19 protein-coding genes are annotated in these 17543 nt (G+C 61.3%); 12 read left to right on the forward strand and 7 right to left on the reverse strand.

The features are described from left to right. Positions 1 to 2: 2 nt before the first annotated feature. The 3 genes from cydB to cydC are packed head-to-tail and all read left to right on the forward strand — an operon-like array spanning position 3 to position 4455. Complete coding sequence (gene cydB, locus MTX36_RS06120; protein ID WP_243618820.1) at positions 3 to 1046, forward strand: cytochrome d ubiquinol oxidase subunit II; 1044 nt, start codon at positions 3 to 5, stop codon at positions 1044 to 1046. A 42-nt stretch (positions 1047 to 1088) separates the two neighbouring features. After that, complete coding sequence (gene cydD, locus MTX36_RS06125) at positions 1089 to 2777, forward strand: thiol reductant ABC exporter subunit CydD (protein WP_243618821.1); 1689 nt, start codon at positions 1089 to 1091, stop codon at positions 2775 to 2777. Beyond that, complete coding sequence (cydC, locus tag MTX36_RS06130) at positions 2767 to 4455, forward strand: thiol reductant ABC exporter subunit CydC (RefSeq protein ID WP_243618822.1); 1689 nt, start codon at positions 2767 to 2769, stop codon at positions 4453 to 4455. Before cydD ends, cydC begins: the two co-directional genes overlap by 11 nt. Before the next feature lie 222 nt (positions 4456 to 4677). On the opposite strand, the gene MTX36_RS06135 is transcribed toward cydC, so the two are convergent. The 7 genes from MTX36_RS06135 to MTX36_RS06160 form a co-directional block, all read right to left on the reverse strand. Then, the gene (locus MTX36_RS06135; RefSeq protein ID WP_243618977.1) at positions 4678 to 5319 is read right to left on the reverse strand and encodes an FABP family protein; all 642 of its coding nucleotides are present in this window, start codon (positions 5317 to 5319) and stop codon (positions 4678 to 4680) included. A 262-nt stretch (positions 5320 to 5581) separates the two neighbouring features. After that, positions 5582 to 5887, reverse strand: a complete 306-nt coding sequence (locus MTX36_RS06140) for a DUF1416 domain-containing protein (RefSeq protein ID WP_094271250.1) — start codon at positions 5885 to 5887, stop codon at positions 5582 to 5584. Between the two features lie 4 nt (positions 5888 to 5891). Next, positions 5892 to 6725 (reverse strand): sulfurtransferase, encoded by an 834-nt coding sequence (locus MTX36_RS06145; protein WP_094271251.1) that lies wholly within the window; start codon positions 6723 to 6725, stop codon positions 5892 to 5894. Positions 6726 to 6788: 63 nt separating this feature from the next. After that, positions 6789 to 7259 (reverse strand): DUF4395 domain-containing protein, encoded by a 471-nt coding sequence (locus MTX36_RS06150; RefSeq protein WP_243618823.1) that lies wholly within the window; start codon positions 7257 to 7259, stop codon positions 6789 to 6791. Positions 7260 to 7391: 132 nt separating this feature from the next. Beyond that, positions 7392 to 7478 carry a putative leader peptide gene (locus MTX36_RS30515; protein WP_350318872.1) on the reverse strand — a complete coding sequence of 29 codons (87 nt, stop codon included), beginning with the start codon at positions 7476 to 7478 and terminating at the stop codon, positions 7392 to 7394. Between the two features lie 10 nt (positions 7479 to 7488). Next, entirely contained in the window at positions 7489 to 7962 is a 474-nt protein-coding gene (locus tag MTX36_RS06155; RefSeq protein WP_243618824.1) for a co-chaperone YbbN, read from the reverse strand. Continuing rightward, positions 7959 to 8738 carry an LmeA family phospholipid-binding protein gene (locus MTX36_RS06160; protein ID WP_243618825.1) on the reverse strand — a complete coding sequence of 260 codons (780 nt, stop codon included), beginning with the start codon at positions 8736 to 8738 and terminating at the stop codon, positions 7959 to 7961. The genes MTX36_RS06155 and MTX36_RS06160 overlap by 4 nt, the downstream gene beginning before the upstream one ends. Before the next feature lie 142 nt (positions 8739 to 8880). Between MTX36_RS06160 and MTX36_RS06165 the strand changes: the two genes are divergently transcribed. The 9 genes from MTX36_RS06165 (at position 8881) to MTX36_RS06205 (ending at position 17540) form a co-directional block, all read left to right on the forward strand. Next, on the forward strand, positions 8881 to 9633 hold the full coding sequence (locus MTX36_RS06165) for a response regulator transcription factor (protein ID WP_243618826.1): 753 nt from the start codon (positions 8881 to 8883) through the stop codon (positions 9631 to 9633). 1 nt (position 9634) lies between these two features. Continuing rightward, complete coding sequence (gene mshD / locus MTX36_RS06170) at positions 9635 to 10534, forward strand: mycothiol synthase (RefSeq protein WP_243618827.1); 900 nt, start codon at positions 9635 to 9637, stop codon at positions 10532 to 10534. 191 nt (positions 10535 to 10725) lie between these two features. After that, entirely contained in the window at positions 10726 to 11844 is a 1119-nt protein-coding gene (pstS, locus tag MTX36_RS06175; protein WP_243618828.1) for a phosphate ABC transporter substrate-binding protein PstS, read from the forward strand. A gap of 68 nt (positions 11845 to 11912) precedes the next feature. After that, positions 11913 to 13004, forward strand: coding sequence for a phosphate ABC transporter permease subunit PstC (gene pstC / locus MTX36_RS06180; protein ID WP_094271257.1), 1092 nt, complete (start codon positions 11913 to 11915; stop codon positions 13002 to 13004). Between the two features lie 3 nt (positions 13005 to 13007). Beyond that, positions 13008 to 13916: a phosphate ABC transporter permease PstA gene (pstA, locus tag MTX36_RS06185; protein ID WP_243618829.1), complete on the forward strand. Its 909-nt coding sequence runs from the start codon at positions 13008 to 13010 to the stop codon at positions 13914 to 13916. Positions 13917 to 13974: 58 nt separating this feature from the next. Further along, the gene (pstB, locus tag MTX36_RS06190; RefSeq protein WP_033233969.1) at positions 13975 to 14751 is read left to right on the forward strand and encodes a phosphate ABC transporter ATP-binding protein PstB; all 777 of its coding nucleotides are present in this window, start codon (positions 13975 to 13977) and stop codon (positions 14749 to 14751) included. 277 nt (positions 14752 to 15028) lie between these two features. After that, positions 15029 to 15331, forward strand: a complete 303-nt coding sequence (locus tag MTX36_RS06195) for an urease subunit gamma (protein ID WP_243618830.1) — start codon at positions 15029 to 15031, stop codon at positions 15329 to 15331. Continuing rightward, entirely contained in the window at positions 15328 to 15831 is a 504-nt protein-coding gene (gene ureB / locus MTX36_RS06200) for an urease subunit beta (protein WP_243618831.1), read from the forward strand. The genes MTX36_RS06195 and ureB overlap by 4 nt, the downstream gene beginning before the upstream one ends. Beyond that, positions 15831 to 17540 carry an urease subunit alpha gene (locus MTX36_RS06205; protein WP_243618832.1) on the forward strand — a complete coding sequence of 570 codons (1710 nt, stop codon included), beginning with the start codon at positions 15831 to 15833 and terminating at the stop codon, positions 17538 to 17540. The genes ureB and MTX36_RS06205 overlap by 1 nt, the downstream gene beginning before the upstream one ends. Positions 17541 to 17543: the final 3 nt, after the last annotated feature.

Consider the following 17543-nt stretch of genomic DNA (forward strand, 5'->3'; position numbering starts at 1 on the left):
TCATGGGACTTCAAGAAGTATGGTTCGTGCTCGTCGCAGTGCTGTTCGTCGGCTACTTCGTTCTCGAAGGATTCGACTTCGGTGTCGGAATGCTCATGCCGATTGTCGGCAAAGGCAGTGGAGTACCGGCAGATACACGTCGACGCGTAGCGCTCAACACCATCGGCCCCGTCTGGGACGGCAACGAAGTGTGGCTGATCACGGCGGGCGGTGCGATGTTCGCAGCCTTCCCCGAGTGGTACGCAACTTTGTTCTCCGGGTTCTATCTACCACTGCTGATCATCCTGGTGGCCTTGATCGTTCGTATCTGCGCTATCGAATGGCGAAGCAAGATCGACGACGACACATGGCGCCGACGCTGCGACTGGGGCATCATCATCGGCTCCTGGGTTCCCGCAGTCCTGTGGGGTGTGGCCTTCGCCAATATCGTTCGGGGCGTGGAGATCAACGCCGACAAGGAAGTTGTGTCGGGGTTCTTCGATCTGCTCAATCCGTACGCACTGCTGGGCGGCTTGACCACTGCTCTGGTGTTCGCACTGCACGGCGCTGTCTTCCTGGCTCTCAAGTCTGCTGACGAGGTCCGCGAAGATGCCGTGAAGATTGCCGCGCGGCTTGCCATTCCGGCAATTCCCGTAGCCGGTGGATTCGTCCTCTGGACACAGCTCGCCTACGGCAAGGGCTGGACCTGGATTCTGGTTGGCCTCGCAGCTGCCGCGCTGATCGGCGTGGTCTTCCTGACCCGCGCCGAGAGGGAAGGGTGGGCATTTGTTCTCACCACAGTGGCCGTCATCGCCACCGTCGTGTTGCTTTTTGCCTCACTGTTCCCGAACGTCATGCCGTCCACACTTGATCCGGCCTACAGCCTCACCATTGAGAATGCGTCGTCGAGTTCGTACACACTCAAGGTGATGACCTGGGCTGCAGCGTTCATGACACCTGTCGTGATCCTGTACCAGGGCTGGACGTACTGGGTGTTCCGAGCGCGAATCTCGTCCAAGCAGATTCCGCCGTCGATCGGGCTGAAGTTCAAAGCCAAGTCGTGGTAATTGTGACATTGAAACCTCGAAAGAATTGACGGTCGAATTCCAATGACAATCGAGGTAGGCGACGCTCCCACCACTCGGGAGCGTCGCCGGGGACCGATCGATCCACGGCTCTGGCAGCATTCCGCTTCTGCCCGTGGATATCTGATTCTGACAGTCGTCCTGTCGATGGTGAACGTCGTGATGGTTATCGTCACGGCGCTCATGATCGGCCGGGTGCTGGCCGGAGTCATCACCACCCGAACCGTCGATATTTCTTCGTGGACAACCGAACTGGTTGTGCTCGCCGGCGCTGTTGCGATTCGGGTACTGGGCACGTGGCTGCAAGCGCGGTTCGCCCACCGCGCATCCACCCGAGTGGTTGCGGAGATCAAGAACGGAGTACTCGCGTCGGCGACGGCGATGAGTCCTCGCGATCTCGACCCGCGCCGCGACGAGATTGCCACAGTTGTCACCCGTGGCGTCGACGGTCTCGCTCCCTATCTGACGGGCTATCTGCCCGCGCTGATCCTGTCGGTGACATTGACACCGATCACGCTGATAGTCATTGCCGTGCAAGACATGACCTCGGCCGTCATTATCTTCGTGACGCTGCCCCTGATTCCGATCTTCATGATCCTGATCGGGCTTCTGACAAAGGGAAAGTCCGAGAAAACTCTCGCGGCGATGACCACTCTGTCTTCACAATTGCTCGATCTTCTGGCTGGGTTGCCCACGTTGCGGGCGCTCGGCCGTCAAGAGGGTCCGGCCGAGCGAGTCCGGGAACTCGGGGAGTCGCATCATCGGACCACGATGTCTGCACTTCGTGTCGCATTCCTGTCATCGATGGTGCTGGAACTCCTTGCCACACTGTGCGTTGCATTGGTCGCAGTTAGTATCGGCCTTCGGCTCGTGTACGGAGACATGTCCCTCGAACCGGGCATCGTCGCGTTGATACTTGCTCCCGAGGTTTACCTGCCGCTCCGGATGGTGGGGACACAGTTCCATGCAGCAGAAGACGGAATGGCTGCTGCGGACAAGGCTTTCGAGATCATCGAGGCGGAATCGGCTGCGCCGGCGGGTGGCAGTGACATGGTTGTTGCACGCGGCGCTGTCATCGCTTTTGGCGCGTTGAGCGTAAATTCCCGTGGTGGTGTTGCGCCGTACCAGCTTTCGGGGACGGCAAGACCCGGCACAATCACCGTGCTTACCGGTCCGAACGGCTCTGGCAAGACAACGGCAGTGCAGGCACTTCTGGGGTTGATCGAACCGGACAGCGGATCGGTGACCGTGGATGGATCGGATGTCCGTAGCCTCGACGATTCGCAGTGGTGGGCGCAGGTAGCGTGGCTCCCACAGCATCCGGTTCTGCTTCCGGGAACGATCCGGGAGAACCTGTTTCTCTCGGGGCCGATCGATTCCGAAGCGTTGAAGAAGGCATCTGTTGCAACCGGATTCGACGTAGTTGTCGCGGAACTCTCCGCAGGTCTGGACAGCGTGGTGGGTGCCGGTGGTTCGGGGTTGTCCCTGGGGCAGCGTCAGCGACTCGCACTGACCAGAGTCCTCGCATCGGACAGGCCCGTGCTTGTCGTGGACGAACCCACCGCTCACTTGGACGAGGATTCGGAAAAGATGGTGTTGGCGTCCCTGCGAGCGCGAGCCGAACGTGGCGACACCGTCATCGTGATCGGACACCGACCGAGCGTGCTTGCTGCCGCAGATCAGATCATCGAGGTTCGTGCACATGAGAACTGACCGCCCAGACCCACTGCTCCGTGCACTTGGTCTCCTCGAATTACAACCGCGACGCGTTTTGCTGGCCATCGGGGCGGGCGTGGCAACCCTCGGAAGTGCGTTGGCGCTGGCCGCCTTGTCGGCGTGGTTGATCACCCGGGCTTGGGAAATGCCACCAGTGTTGGACCTCAGTGTGGCTGTGGTTGCCGTACGCGCCCTCGGTATTTCGCGAGGAGTGTTCCGCTATCTCGAACGCTTGACGACGCATGACGTTGCGTTGCGGGGTACCACGGCAGCGCGCGCACAAATGTATTCGCGACTGGCGTCCGGTGATCCGGCCGCAGCCGCCGGGTTGCGTCGAGGCGATTTACTGGCACGCACCGGCGCCGACGTCGACGCGGTCGGCGATGTGGTGGTGAAAGCGCTTGTTCCCATTGCAGTATCGGCAATTCTTGCGTTTGCGGCCGTCGGTATCCTGTTGTTCATCTCCGTTCCCGCGGCACTGATTCTGGCAGTCTCTCTGGCGGTCTCCGGAATTGCGGCGCCGTGGCTGTCGGCCCGGGCTGCACAGATGGCCGAATCCGATAGTTCAGCTGCTGCAGTGAGATTCAGCAAGTCTGCTGTTACGGCGCTGGATCATGCCAGTGAGCTCCGAGTGGCCGGACGGTTGGACAGTGCGGTGAGCGACGCCGTCGCCGCCGAACGTGATGTTGTCGACGCCACCGATCGGGCCGCGGCGCCGAGCGCTTTTGCCTCTGCCGCAACACCTCTCGCGATAGGCGTCAGCGTACTGGCATCGCTTCTGATCGGCATCCTGTTGTACGGCGAGACCGACATGTCACCGATGGCGCTCGGAATATTGGTGCTGCTCCCGCTGTCGGCATTCGAAGGTACTGCGGTTTTGCCCAGCGCCGCAGTGGCATTGACCAAGGCTAGGTTGGCCTCGGCACGAATCATGGCCGTGCTCGACCGCGCCGATGACGAAGTTGTCGAAGGCGATCACACGTGGCCGGACGCTGCGACTCTCCATGCAGCTGGACTCCGCGCTGGATGGCCCGGTGGAAACGTCACTGAACCGCTCACCTTCGACTTGCGACCGGGCGCTCGAATCGCACTGATCGGTGAAAGTGGCTCCGGAAAAACCACAGCACTGATGACTCTGGCCGGACTCCTTGCGCCAATCTCCGGGACCGTAGCCGTTGGCGACGAAGCGATCTCGGAGATCGAACCCGCCGAACTACGCCGCCACATCGGTTTCTTCGCAGAGGACGCCCATCTCTTCGAGACTTCCGTGCTCGAAAACCTGCGGGTGGCGCGTGGTGATCTCACACCCTCGGCTGCCGAAGCGGTTCTCCGGCGCGTCGGTCTCGGCGATTGGCTGGAGGACCTGCCCGACGGACTCGACACAGTCCTGGTCGGCGGCATGCGAGCAGTATCGGGCGGCGAGCGCCGGCGGTTGCTGTTGGCGCGGGCGCTCATCTCGCCTGCCGAGATTCTGCTTCTCGACGAACCGACCGAACACATGGATGCCGAAGCGGGTGCCCAATTGATCCGCGACCTACTCGATCACCAGGGAAATCTGCTCGAACCTTCGCGGACAGTCGTCGTCGTCACGCATCAACTTCCCGCTGACACCAGCGCTGACCAGGTGATACGCGTCGGAAAGGTTTCTGCGGAAAATACGTTGCCGTCTCGCTGAACTGGGCGTACTTTCTCCAGTACACAAGGAAGGAGGTGGTCTGAAATTGAATGACAGACGGACGCGTGAGGTGACTGTCAGCTAGCCGCAATCGCTGAAGGAATTCACCTACCGCGCGAGCGGCTAGCGAATCCCAGGCAGCCACCCGACCCCTGAGCCCCCGATCAGTCCGATCAGGACCTGCGCGAAATCGCAGGTAAGGCTCGGGGGTCGCTTCGTTAACTAGCCGATGTAGCGCGTCAGACGCGCCGAGAGGCGGGGCTCGAGAGCTCCGTCAGCAAGGATTCGTTCCTCGACGTAAGCGAGGTCGCCGCCTTCGACGATGCCGTACAGACGCTTCGCGCCGCCGTAGTGTGCGCCGGACTGGCTGCGGATCACGACGTCGGTGGCAAGTTCCCACGACGACTGTGTGAGCGCGGTGCCGTAGTACATTTCCACGACGCCGGAGCTGTGGGTGAGGAGTAGTTCGACTACTTCCTCGTTGACACTGCCCGGAATGCCGTCGCCGCCCATGCGCCAGTAACCGCTTTCGCGGGTGTCAGGCTTGGTGTATTTGCCCTCGGCGTCGAGAACCCAGGAGCGGGACTCCCAGCACAGGTAGGGGCCACCGTCGTGGGAGATGACGATTTGCTGTCCGAAGACGTAGTCGCCGGTTTCGGGGTCGTGACCTTCGCCTTCGCCGCGCCAGACGCCGACCAGCGGCAGAAGGGCGAGCAGGGCGGGGTTGATATCCGGGCCGAGCCGCAGATTTGCGGTGTCCTCAGGCAACGGAAGGTCCGGAAGGGTAGGAATGTTGAGAGAAGCTGTCGTCTTGGAGCGTTCGACAGCTATCGCGACTGCTTCATCCCCACTGCCGCGTTTGATGGCGCCTGCAGTGCTGGAATCGTCAGCGGTCGCGTCAGACCCTGAACCCGGAGCTTGGCTCACGACTCGTCAGTGACCAAGCGGTACACGACGTACACGGAGAACCAAGCGATCATGACGGATGCGAGTGCGAGAAGTACCTCGAAGAAGATGACCACAACGTCATCTTAGACCGCGTCGACCTACCGGAAAAATCGGGACGCCGAGGGATGGGAAAGGCCCCGTACCGAACTGGTACGGGGCCTCTTTTCGAGCTTGTGAATTACTTGCTGACTGTGACGTCCACGTTGTGGATGCCCGAGCCTTCGGGGCTCACTGTTGCAGTGCCGTTGCCCGAGCTGGAGAGTGCACGCACGGTCCAGGCGCCGGGGGCGGAGAAGAAGCGGAAATCTCCGGTAGCGGAAGCGACGACCTCGGCTGTGAATTCGCCGGTGCTGTCGAGGAGGCGGACGAATGCGCCGCCAATGGGCTGGCCGTCAGCTGCGAGGACGCGGCCGGTGATGACCGTTTCCTTCTCGACGTCGACGCCGGCAGGCAGGGTCTGGCCCTGAGTAGGTGCTCCGCACATATTCTTATGCTCCCAATTCGATCGGTGCGCCGACGAGTGAGCCGTATTCGACCCAGCTGCCGTCGTAGTTCTTGACGTTGTTCTTGCCGAGGATCTCCTGCAGGACGAACCAGGTGTGGCTCGAACGCTCGCCGATACGGCAGTAGGCGATGGTGTTCTTGGTGTCGTCGAAGCCCTTGTCGGCGTACAGCTTTGCAAGGTCGGTGTCGGACTTGAAGGTGCCGTCCTCGTTGGCGGTGGTGCTCCACGGGATGTTGATGGCCGTGGGGACATGGCCGCGCTGCTGCGCCTGCTCCTGCGGAAGGTGTGCGGGGGCGAGGATCTTGCCTGAGAACTCGTCGGGGCTACGGACGTCGACGAGGTTCACGGAGCCGATGGAGCTGATGACCTCGTCGCGGAATGCGCGGATCGAGAAGTCGGGTGCTTCGGCCTTGTACTGCGTTGCGGGACGGGTGACTTCGTCCTTCGACAGCTCACGTCCGTCGAGTTCCCACTTCTTACGGCCGCCGTCGATGAGCTTGATGTCCTGGTGGCCGTACAGCTTGAAGTACCAGTAGGCGTAGGCGGCGAACCAGTTGTTGTTGCCACCGTAGAGAACGACGGTGTCGTCGTTGGCGATTCCCTTGGCGGAGAGCAGGTCCGAGAACTGCTCCTGGTTGAGGAAGTCACGGCGGACGCTGTCCTGGAGATCCTTGCGCCAGTCGAGTCGGACTGCGCCTTCGATGTGGCCGCCGTCGTATGCACTGGTGTCCTCGTCAACCTCGACAAAAACGGTCTTGGGGGCATTGAGGTTCTGCTGCGCCCAGTCAGCGGAGACTAGGACGTCGGAGCGAGCCATGGTGTTCCTTCCGGTGTGTTCTTGCTTTGGTCGTTTTTGGTGGAGGTTGGGGGAGAAGCGTTCTCAGGCTGTCGATGCTCTTCCAGTGTTTCGGAGCCGAGCAACGAGAGGGTAGATCTGGCAGCCGAGGCAGATGCCGAATGCAGCATTGAGTAACGCGGCAAAGAGCGCGAAGCCGGTGGCGACTGTCCCGACGATCGTGGATCCGGCAAGGAATCCGACGGTTCCGGCCACTGCGAAGACGAAGCCGACGAACTGTGCAAAACGCAGTGGCGCAACAGGTTCACGTTCGGTGACGGGCGAAATTCTCGGTGCGACGAGCTTGCCGAAAATCTGTCCGTAGGGACTTCGCTTGGGGCCGGCTACCGAGCCGATCGCGAAGACGATTGCTTGCAGCGCAAGAAGGATGGCGGCTGCGGGTAGGGAGAACGTCGAGAGGATGAGCGTCAGAACCAGTACGGCGGTGGTGACCCAGGCAGCGAACCGCGGGCCACGAACGTCTACTTGCTGGATCTGGGTTGCGGTTGTTGACATCGGAAGTGCTCCTGCGCTGGATTGCATGGTGCTTGCCTGGACCGAGAATTGTGGACCGAAAAAAGTCCGATTCGGTGGAGTGATCACGTGAGCAGAAGCTCGAATGTCAGCGAGAGCCGACAGGTGTGGTGATCAACAACAGGTACAGCAACAACCACCGAGGCGGCACAGGTCAACTGCGCGGCGTCGGGTGAGCATCAGCTCGTGGCGGGTTTGCACGTTCGCGACTTTACCCCGTAATCGAGGAATTTGGATCGTCGGGCGTCGAAAAGGGTGTCAGCGCATTTCTCAGGTCCGTCGTGGACGGCACTCCGGGCACCCGGAATTTCTCGACGAGATTGCCGTCGAGAATGAAGGTGGTGGGCAAAGAGAGGACACTCATTTCCCGGGCCAGCGCTGGGTGTTTGTCGATGTCGAGTTCGATATCGGTGGGTGGTCGCGGCATGTCGGCCATCGACGTCACTACCTGGTCGACTACGCGGCGCACAGCGGCGCAGGGTCCGCACCAATCCGCGGAAAAATGCAGGACGACGGGCCCACCGGTGGACTGCACACCGGCCGCGACAAGGAGTTCGGTCCGGTCCGGGGTTGAGTTCGGGGATGTCGCTGCGGTGGCTCGGACCGTGCCGCTTCGCGATTTGAGAAACAGTCCGACGGCGACGACGGCAACAAGGACGACGAGCAGAATTGTGATCCCGGTCATGGGTTCTGGAGTTCCGCGAGGTCGATGACAGCGTTTTCGGTACTTCCTTCGATCACGATTCGACCGCCTTCTGCGTAGACGAGATTGGGCTTCACATTGAAGGGGAGTGACTGGGGGTCGATGGTGTAACTGAACATCCCCAGGATGACGGGTTCGAGTGCTGTGGGGATGGAGAAGTCAGCTTCGCCTTCGGGGCCGAAGTAGAGGTTGCTGGCAACGATCTTGACCTGACCTCCGTCGAGGACCAGGTTCGCTTGAACGCTGACCGGGGTTTCGACGGGACCAACGGCGACGGTTCCGGTCAGGACGACGGCCCCGGCTGTGGTGGCGCCCGTACCGCCGCTCCCGCCGGTGCCATCGGATTTATCGGCCGGAGGTGAAGAAACCTGCAGGTCAGGGATCCCGAGGAGTTTTCCGAGATCAGTTGCGTTGATTCCCATTCTGCCGTCGAGTTTGTCGACGGGAAGTTGGGTGACGTTTCCGTTGATCAGATCGGTGAAGGGCACGGAGACTCCGCGCAGATCCGCTTCGACGGTGACCTCTCCGATGATATTGCTCTGAACGCCCGTCGCTCGGATGTAGACGTCCTTGTATTTCCCGTTCAGCGCCTGCGTGATGAATGGGAAACCGTTGAACGTGACTTCGGGGTCGGCGTCGAGTGACGCACCTGCTCGGAGTTCGCGCGAGACGCGGTATTCGGCGTACGCGGCAGCGCCGAAATCGGCGACCAGTCCGAGGCCGAGGAGGAAGACGATGCCGATGATCAGTTTGCGCACGGCACCATTGTGACCGACTCGGCCCGAGGTTCGGTGCGACGGCCCCGGTACTGTGCGCGCTAATGTAGTGACCGACCAAAAGGGTCGAATTACTCGGGCGTCGCCCTGTCAGGGGTGCACGGGCTACTAGATAGGAGACAGTGTGGAGTTGCTTCTCCTCACCTCCGACCCCAACCCGGAGGCAGTTCTCCCGGCGTTGGCGCTGCTGGCGCACTCGGTTAGGCCCGCTCCCACTGAGGTTTCCTCACTGCTCGAAGCGAGTTCTGCCGATGTCGCACTGGTGGACGCACGCATAGATCTGGCTGCTGCGCGCGGCTTGTGTCGATTGCTCGGAAGCACAGGTTCTGCGGTACCCGTTGTGGCTGTTCTCACCGAAGGCGGGCTTGTTGCCGTCAATGCGGACTGGGGGTTGGACGACATTCTCCTGCCCGGAACCGGGCCTGCGGAGGTGGACGCCCGATTGCGATTGTTGGTTGCCCGCAGCGGCGGCGTGGCCAGTCCGGAAGCGTCGGGAAAGATCACGCTGGGCGAATTGGTTATCGACGAGGGGACGTACACGGCACGACTGCGTGGACGGCCCCTTGATTTGACTTACAAGGAATTCGAGCTGCTGAAGTACCTGGCGCAGCATGCGGGACGGGTGTTTACTCGGGCGCAGTTGTTGCAAGAGGTGTGGGGTTACGACTTCTTTGGTGGCACCCGCACGGTGGATGTCCACGTGCGACGTTTGCGCGCCAAACTTGGCACCGAATACGAATCCTTGATCGGTACAGTCCGAAATGTCGGATACAAGGCCGTTCGACCCACGCGGGCCAAGAACGGCACCGCTGCGCCGGTCCGGTTCGAGGACGACGAGGATGTCGACTATGAATCGGCGGACGGAACGGTGGTGTGACATGAGTTGGAGCGATGCACTGCAACCGGATCAGGCTCGGCAGGTGTCGGCGCTGCTCGACCGCGCCACGGAATTCGATGGTAAGGCGCCGGTGTCCGAGCAGGGCCGTCACGCGATAGCCGGTCGCGGCCAGGCTCGACATTTTGTCATTGTCGACGGCAGTGCGGTCACCGGATACGCACAGCTGCAAGCCGGTTCGGGTGAGCATCCGGACATGGCGGAGTTGGTAGTCGATCCCGCGCGTCGACGGCAGGGGATCGGAACCACCCTTGCCGCTGCGGTATTCGACGAAGGGCGCCCCGGCACCACCGTGTGGGCGCACGGAAACGTCGACGCAGCAAAGGCTTTTGCGCAGTCTCTGGGGCTTGTCGTGGCCCGCGAACTGCTGCAGCTGCGACGGCCACTCGACGTGCCCCGGCTTCCCGAAATCGTCGTGCCGGAAGGCATTGTCGTCAGGACCTACGGTGGCAGCGAAGACGATTCGGAGATTCTTCGCGTCAATAACGCCGCATTCTCCTGGCACCCTGAACAGGGCGGCTGGACGCAAGCGGAGATCGATGAGCGCACGGCCGAAGAGTGGTTCGATCCGGCGGGGCTGTTCCTGGCATTCGCAGACACCGATCCGGATACGCTCTTGGGCTTTCACTGGACCAAGGTTCACCCGCCGGAAGGCGACGAACCCGAACTCGGCGAGGTGTATGTCGTCGGTATCGATCCGGCAGCGCAAGGACGCGGTCTCGGTCGGGTGCTGACACTCGCCGGCATGCACTATCTGTGTGATCGCGGTCTCGGAACCGTCCTTCTGTACGTTGAAGGTGACAATGCGGCTGCCCTGAATACATACGAAAAATTGGGCTTCGGCAGGTTCCACATCGATGTGGCATATGCCCGAAATATCTAATTTTATTGGCGGACGCGCAGAAATCTCCGGTCTGTTCATCCTCCGTTAACCATGTGTGGTCCAGCCGGACACCGCGCCCCCCTACTTTTCTCTATGGGCAGCGCCGCGCTGCCTGATGCCGGGTTCTGTGCCTGCATCTCATGTCGCCGCCTGATCGTGGGCACGGCGGTAGCGATTTCCGGAGGATCTAGGTGAATCTCAAGCGCAGTGGTGCCTTGCTCGGCGTAGTAGCCGTAGGCGCCATGACCTTGGCCGCATGTGGCAGCGACAACAACGCGTCGTCGGGTGGTGTGGACACGTCCACCTCCACCGCTACATGCGAAGGTAAGGAAAAGATCTCCGCAGCAGGCTCGTCCGCGCAGAAGAACGCGATGGATCAGTTTGTCTCCACCTACATCGCTGTGTGCAACGACAAGGGCAAGTCGGTCAACGTCGCCTACAACCCCAGCGGTTCCGGCGACGGCCGTACTCAGTTCATTGCCGGCCAGATCGACTTCGCCGGTTCCGACTCGGCAATCAAGGACGAGCAGGCAGACAAGGCCAAGGCGCGTTGCGTCGGCGGCGAAGCCTGGAACCTTCCCCTCGTCTTCGGTCCGATCGCAGTCGCTTTCAACGTCGACGGCGTCGACAACCTCGTGCTCAACGCGGAGGTTCTCGCAAAGATCTTCAACGGCGGCATCACCAACTGGAACGATCCGGCCATCGCCGCACTCAACTCGGGCGCAAAGTTGCCCGATCTGAAGATCAACCCGGTGATCCGCTCCGATTCCTCGGGCACCACCGATAACTTCCAGAAGTACCTCGAGGCAGCGTCAGGCGGTGCCTGGACGTCGGGCGCCGGTTCCGACTTCACCGGTGGCGTCGGTGAGGGCGCCAAGGGTTCAGCCGGAGTTGCGCAGGCAGTCAAGTCCGCACCGGGCTCGATCACGTACGTCGAGAAGTCGTTTGCCGATCAGAACAAGCTGTCGATGGCCGAGATCAACACGGGCACCGCAGCAGTCGCACTGACCAACGAGACGGCGGCAAAGTCGATTGCCGGTGCCAAGTTCAAGTCCGACGCCACCGGCGACCTGACGCTCGATCTCGGGTCGATCTTCAAGACCAACGAAGCCGGCGCCTACCCGTTGGTGCTGGCCACGTACTCCATCGTCTGCTCCAAGGGCTACGACGCCGATACCTCGGCTGCCGTCAAGTCGTTCCTGACCAGCGCAGCCAATGAGGGCCAGGCCAATCTGGCAGAGCAGGGATACGTTCCGCTACCTGCGAATGTGAAGGACAAGCTGAACGCGTCCATCTCCGCGATCAGCTGAACCGACACTCGGACTAGTACGGACCGGCCCATGGATCTACATTCAAACGTGAAGGAATGTGAGCGCACATGAATGACGCGCCCATCACATCGACATCTCGTTCCTCCGGCCCCGCAACCAGCGGGGCCGGGGTGGGCGGTCCGAACGGCACCACGGAGGACACGATTACATCCACCAAAGCCCCTGAGATCGAGCCTTCGTCGAAAGGCGAAGGTTCAGGTTCCGGCAACGCGAAGATCGTGACGCGTCCGGGCGATCGGATCTTCAGTTCTCTGGCGTCGGGTTCGGCGATCTTCATCACCGTCGTGATCGCTGCGATCGGGGCCTTCCTGATCTGGCGGGCCGTACCCGCGCTGAGCCGCAACCAGGTCAACTTCCTGACGAGCCGCGAGTGGGTCACGCAGGACATCAACGCCATGGCGTTCGGTGTCCTCGACCTCTTCCAGGTCACTGTTCTCGTATCGCTGTTCGCTCTGGTGCTGGCGATGCCGATCGCACTGGGCATCGCAATCTTCTTGACGTCGTACTCGCCCAAATGGCTGACGCGTCCACTGTCCTACACGATCGACCTGCTCGCTGCGGTCCCGTCCATCGTCTACGGACTGTGGGGCTTGCTGGTGTTCGCTCCGGCAATCACCCCGGTTGCAGTGTGGCTCAACAAGACTTTCGGATGGTTCCCGCTCTTCGCCGACGGCAGTGGTTCCATCACCGGCGGCGGCACCATCTTCACTGCCGGCATCGTGTTGGCCGTCATGATTCTTCCCGTGATCACAGCAGTGACCCGCGAGGTATTCATCCAGACCCCGCGCTCGCAGATCGAAGCCGCACTCGCGCTCGGTGCGACGCGCTGGGAAGTTGTTCGTACCACGGTTATTCCGTTCGGTAAGTCCGGCTACATCAGCGGATCGATGCTCGGCCTCGGCCGCGCGCTCGGTGAAACGATGGCACTGTACCTGATCCTGCGCACCACGTCGCAGTCGTTCGGCTGGTCGTTGTTCGACGGCGGATCGACCATCGCTTCCAAGATCGCCCTCGGATATGCGGAGTTCAACAACGACATCCAGGCCGGCGCGTACATCGCAGCCGGACTGGTGCTGTTCGTGCTGACATTCGTGGTCAACGCTGCTGCCCGCGCTGTAATCGCCGGAAAGAAGGACTGACCAATGACTTCCACTCTGGATCGCCCCGTCAAGGCGCCCACATTCCAGGGCGTCGGAGCGGCTCGCCGCGCCAAGGACGTCACCGCCACGGTCCTGGTCAGCCTCGCAGTTCTCATCGCGCTGATTCCGCTCGTCTGGGTCCTGGCCACCGTCGTCGCAAAGGGCTTGCCCGCGTTGACGTCTGCAACGTGGTTCACCAATTCGATGAGTGGACTGACGGCGTCGGCGTCCGGCGGCGGTGTCTATCACGCCTTGATCGGGACTTTGATGCAAGGTCTCGTGTGTGCGGTCTTCTCCATCCCGCTCGGCATCTTCGTCGCCATCTATCTGGTGGAGTACGCAGACCGAAAGTCCAAGCTGGGCAAGCTCACTACCTTCATGGTCGACATCCTCAGCGGTGTCCCGTCCATCGTGGCCGCACTGTTCATCTACGCACTGTGGATCGCGACGTTCGGCTTCCCCAAGTCGGCTTTCGCAGTGTCCCTTGCTCTGGTGCTCCTGATGGTCCCGGTAGTTATCCGCTCCACCGAGGAAATGCTCCGCATCGTCCCCATGGATCTGCGTGAGGCGTCGTACGCCCTCGGTGTGCCGAAGTGGAAGACCATCTCGAAAATTGTTCTGCCGACAGCACTTCCCGGCATCATTACGGGCGTTATGCTCGCGCTGGCCCGTGTACTCGGTGAGACCGCGCCGCTGCTGATCCTCGTCGGCTACGCGCCGTTCATCAACTTCGATCTGTTCAACGGCGAAATGGGCACCTTGCCTTCGCTCATGGTCGCCGAGATGAACAACCCCACCGATGCCGGCACCAACCGAATTTGGGGCGCCGCACTGACCTTGATTCTGATGATCGCGATTCTCAATATCATCGCGAAGCTGATCGGTCACTTCTCTCAGGTTCGCAGCAAGTGACGCGGCCTCAGTTCATGTTCGTACTTACATTTTGTAACCACTCAGTAGGGAGCCGGTAATGGCCAAGCGTCTGGATCTCAAGGACGTCAACATCTACTACGGCAAGTTTCACGCCGTCGCAGATGTGGGCCTCTCGGTCCCACCCCGCAGCGTCACCGCATTCATCGGCCCGTCCGGTTGCGGTAAGTCCACCGTTCTTCGCTCGCTCAACCGCATGCACGAAGTGATTCCCGGTGCGCGCGTCGAGGGTTCGGTACTGCTCGACGGTGAGGACATCTACGGTTCCAACGTCGACCCGGTCGGTGTCCGCAAGACCATCGGCATGGTGTTCCAGCGACCGAACCCGTTCCCGACGATGTCGATCAAGGACAACGTCGTCGCCGGTTTGAAGTTGCAGGGTGAGCGCAACAAGAAGCGGCTCGACGAGGTTGCCGAGCGTTCCCTGCGCGGCGCGAACCTGTGGAACGAAGTGAAGGACCGCCTCGACAAGCCCGGCGGTGGCCTCTCCGGTGGTCAGCAGCAGCGTCTGTGCATCGCGCGCGCTATCGCGGTGTCTCCGGACGTCCTGCTCATGGATGAGCCCTGCTCGGCTCTGGACCCGATTTCTACTCTGGCGATCGAGGATCTGATCACGGAGTTGAAGAAGGATTTCACCATCGTCATCGTCACGCACAACATGCAGCAGGCTGCGCGTGTCAGTGACCAGACGGCGTTCTTCAACCTCGAGGCGACCGGCAAACCCGGTCAACTCGTCGAAATCGACGACACCGAGAAGATCTTCTCCAATCCGACGCAGAAGGCTACCGAGGATTACATCTCGGGCCGCTTCGGATAGGCCGCTGCACGTTCATGTTTCACCCCCGTTTCCTCCCGGATACGGGGGTGAAACTTTTGCGGTTGGTGATAGTTCCCACTCGGACGCCCCACCGCTGAGCGTCGTTGGGCGCGCGAATAATTCGATGAGCAGCACAAGCGTGATCTGTGGCGGTTCGAGTAGCCGTACTCGGTAAAGTGGACAATACTGACGACGCTTCGGGGAATGCTAATCTCGCCCCGACAGTGCGCTGTTGGACCCCGACGGCACTGCTCTACGACCGGAAGGGCCTCAATTCATGCACCTCACCCCTTCAGATACCGAAAAGCTGCTGCTGAGCGTCGCAGGCATGGTTGCGCGAGATCGGCGTGATCGCGGCGTGCTGCTGAATTATCCCGAGTCGATGGCACTGATTTCGTGTTGGATTCTCGAACGTGCGCGCGATGGGATGACGGTCGCGGAGTTGATGAACGCCGGTCGGCAGGTGCTCACCCGCAGCGACGTCATGGAAGGGGTTCCCGAGATGATCAACAACGTCCAGGTTGAAGCCACCTTCCCGGACGGACGCAAGCTGGTTACCGTCACGGAACCCATCCGATGATTCCCGGCGAGGTTCGCGTTTCGACACAGCCGCTCGAATTCGGTTCGGAGGCAGTGCGGATCACGGTGGTAGTCGTCAACGACGGCGACCGGCCGATTCAGATCGGTTCGCATTTGCACCTTCCGGCCGCCAATCCCGCGCTGACATTCGATCGTGACGAAGCAGAAGGTTTCCGGCTCGATATCCCGTCCGGGACATCGGTACGGTTCGAACCCGGTGTCTCGCGCACTGTGACGCTGATCGAACTCGGTGGACTCAAACGAGTCCCGGGTTTGCAGATTCTGCCTGAAAATATACTGCCCACGCACGCAAGGGAACCCAAGACGGTGATGCCCTTCGGTACACCGGGTGTCGAGGTGGAAGAACCACTGCGGGCGTCGCCGGTGAATGTGCGCATCAGTGATGTCGCGGTCGAGGACGACTCGACAGACGGTGATCTCGACAGCGTCGGCGATCTCGAATTCGACATTGATACCGATTTGGATGGGGTGACTACGTAGTGAGCAGGATCGATCGGCGTGGATACGCCTCCCTGTACGGACCGACAGCAGGCGACCAAATCCGTTTGGCAGATACCGATCTGTGGATCGAGATCGAACACGACTACACGGCGACCGGCGACGAAATGGTGTTCGGCGGCGGCAAGAGTATCCGCGAATCCATGGGTCAGGGCCTGACCACTCGTGATCAGGGCGCCCTCGACGTGGTCATCACCAATGCGGTGATTCTCGATCATTGGGGAATTGTCCGGGCAGACGTCGGAATTCGTGACGGCCGCATCGTGGCGATCGGAAAGTCGGGTAACCCCGACATCATGAACGGCGTCCACCCGAAGTTGCTCATCGGACCCAGTACCGATGTGATTGCCGGGGAGGGAAAGATTCTCACGGCCGGCGCGATCGACACGCACGTTCATTTCCTCAGCGAAATCGAGATGCTCGAGGCTCTGGCAACCGGCACGACCACGGTTGCCGGCGGCGGAACCGGCCCTACCGAGGCCAGCAAGGCAACGACGGTGACGCCCGGCGCCTGGTCGCTGACGATGATGCACCGCGCGCTCGACCACATTCCCCTCAACGTTCTTCTCCTCGGCAAAGGCAGCACCGTCAGCCATGAGGCGCTTCGTCAAGAGGCTCTCGCGGGTGCCGGTGGATTCAAGGTGCACGAGGACTGGGGTTCCACGCCCGCGGCCATCGACGCAGCGCTTCGAGCGGCGGACGAGTTCGGTCTCCAGGTTGCCCTGCATGCCGACAGTCTCAACGAAACTGGTTACGTTCAGCACACTTTGGACGCTATTGCCGGACGAGGTATCCACGTCTTCCACGCGGAAGGTGCCGGCGGCGGACACGCTCCCGATATTATCGTGACGGCCGGCGAGGCGAATGTCCTTCCGGCATCGACCAATCCGACGCTGCCGCATACCATCAACACGGTGGCTGAGCATCTGGACATGCTGATCGTGTGCCACGCGCTCAATCCTCGTGTGCCGGAAGACCTTGCGTTCGCCGAGTCGAGAATTCGGCCGACAACCATTGCTGCTGAGGACTTCTTGCACGATATCGGTGCAATCTCCATCACGTCGTCCGATGCCCAGGCAATGGGTCGCATCGGTGAGGTGACGTTGCGAACCTGGCAGGTAGCGCACGTGATGAAGGCGCAGCACGGCAAGCTGGGTACCAGCATGCCGGCCGACAACGAGCGTGCCTGTCGGTACGTCGCCAAGTACACGATCTGCCCGGCTGTGGCGCACGGTATCGACCATGAGGTCGGCTCGATCGAGGCCGGGAAGATGGCAGACCTGGTGCTGTGGGATCCGGCCTTCTTCGGAGTTCGTCCGGCCGCAGTGATCAAAGGTGGTGCGATTGTTGCTGCGCCACTGGGTGATCCCAATGCTGCGATTCCGACGCCGCAGCCGGTATTCATTCGGCCTGCCATCGCGGCGGCGCCGGGTTCGGCTCCGCATCTGTCCACGACCTTCGTTTCGCCGATGGCTATCGAGGACGGATTGGCCGATCGACTCGGTCTCAAGCGAACTCTCACCGGAGTCCGGCCCACCAGGCACCTCACCAAAGCCGACATGCCGAACAACACGGCACTGCCATCCATCGACGTCGATCCGGAGACGTTTGCCATCAAGGTCGACGGTGACCTGATCCGGCCCAATCCCGTCGACGTAGTGCCGATGGCTCAGCGCTACACGCTGTTCTGACGC

It is taken from the genome of Rhodococcus sp. ARC_M6, from assembly GCF_022810305.1.
In the GTDB taxonomy this organism is placed as follows: domain Bacteria; phylum Actinomycetota; class Actinomycetes; order Mycobacteriales; family Mycobacteriaceae; genus Rhodococcus_F.

Excerpts from the sequence above, each read along its gene's own strand:
- pstC (WP_094271257.1), top strand. The coding sequence starts at position 11,913 with ATGAATGACGCGCCCATCACATCGACATCTCGTTCCTCCGGCCCCGCA.
- pstA (WP_243618829.1), top strand. The coding sequence starts at position 13,008 with ATGACTTCCACTCTGGATCGCCCCGTCAAGGCGCCCACATTCCAGGGC.
- cydC (WP_243618822.1), top strand. The coding sequence starts at position 2,767 with ATGAGAACTGACCGCCCAGACCCACTGCTCCGTGCACTTGGTCTCCTC.
- mshD (WP_243618827.1), top strand. The coding sequence starts at position 9,635 with ATGAGTTGGAGCGATGCACTGCAACCGGATCAGGCTCGGCAGGTGTCG.
- pstB (WP_033233969.1), top strand. The coding sequence starts at position 13,975 with ATGGCCAAGCGTCTGGATCTCAAGGACGTCAACATCTACTACGGCAAG.
- ureB (WP_243618831.1), top strand. The coding sequence starts at position 15,328 with ATGATTCCCGGCGAGGTTCGCGTTTCGACACAGCCGCTCGAATTCGGT.
- MTX36_RS06155 (WP_243618824.1), bottom strand. The coding sequence starts at position 7,962 with ATGACCGGGATCACAATTCTGCTCGTCGTCCTTGTTGCCGTCGTCGCC.
- cydD (WP_243618821.1), top strand. The coding sequence starts at position 1,089 with ATGACAATCGAGGTAGGCGACGCTCCCACCACTCGGGAGCGTCGCCGG.
- cydB (WP_243618820.1), top strand. The coding sequence starts at position 3 with ATGGGACTTCAAGAAGTATGGTTCGTGCTCGTCGCAGTGCTGTTCGTC.
- MTX36_RS06195 (WP_243618830.1), top strand. The coding sequence starts at position 15,029 with ATGCACCTCACCCCTTCAGATACCGAAAAGCTGCTGCTGAGCGTCGCA.
- MTX36_RS06145 (WP_094271251.1), bottom strand. The coding sequence starts at position 6,725 with ATGGCTCGCTCCGACGTCCTAGTCTCCGCTGACTGGGCGCAGCAGAAC.
- MTX36_RS06140 (WP_094271250.1), bottom strand. The coding sequence starts at position 5,887 with ATGTGCGGAGCACCTACTCAGGGCCAGACCCTGCCTGCCGGCGTCGAC.
- MTX36_RS06150 (WP_243618823.1), bottom strand. The coding sequence starts at position 7,259 with ATGTCAACAACCGCAACCCAGATCCAGCAAGTAGACGTTCGTGGCCCG.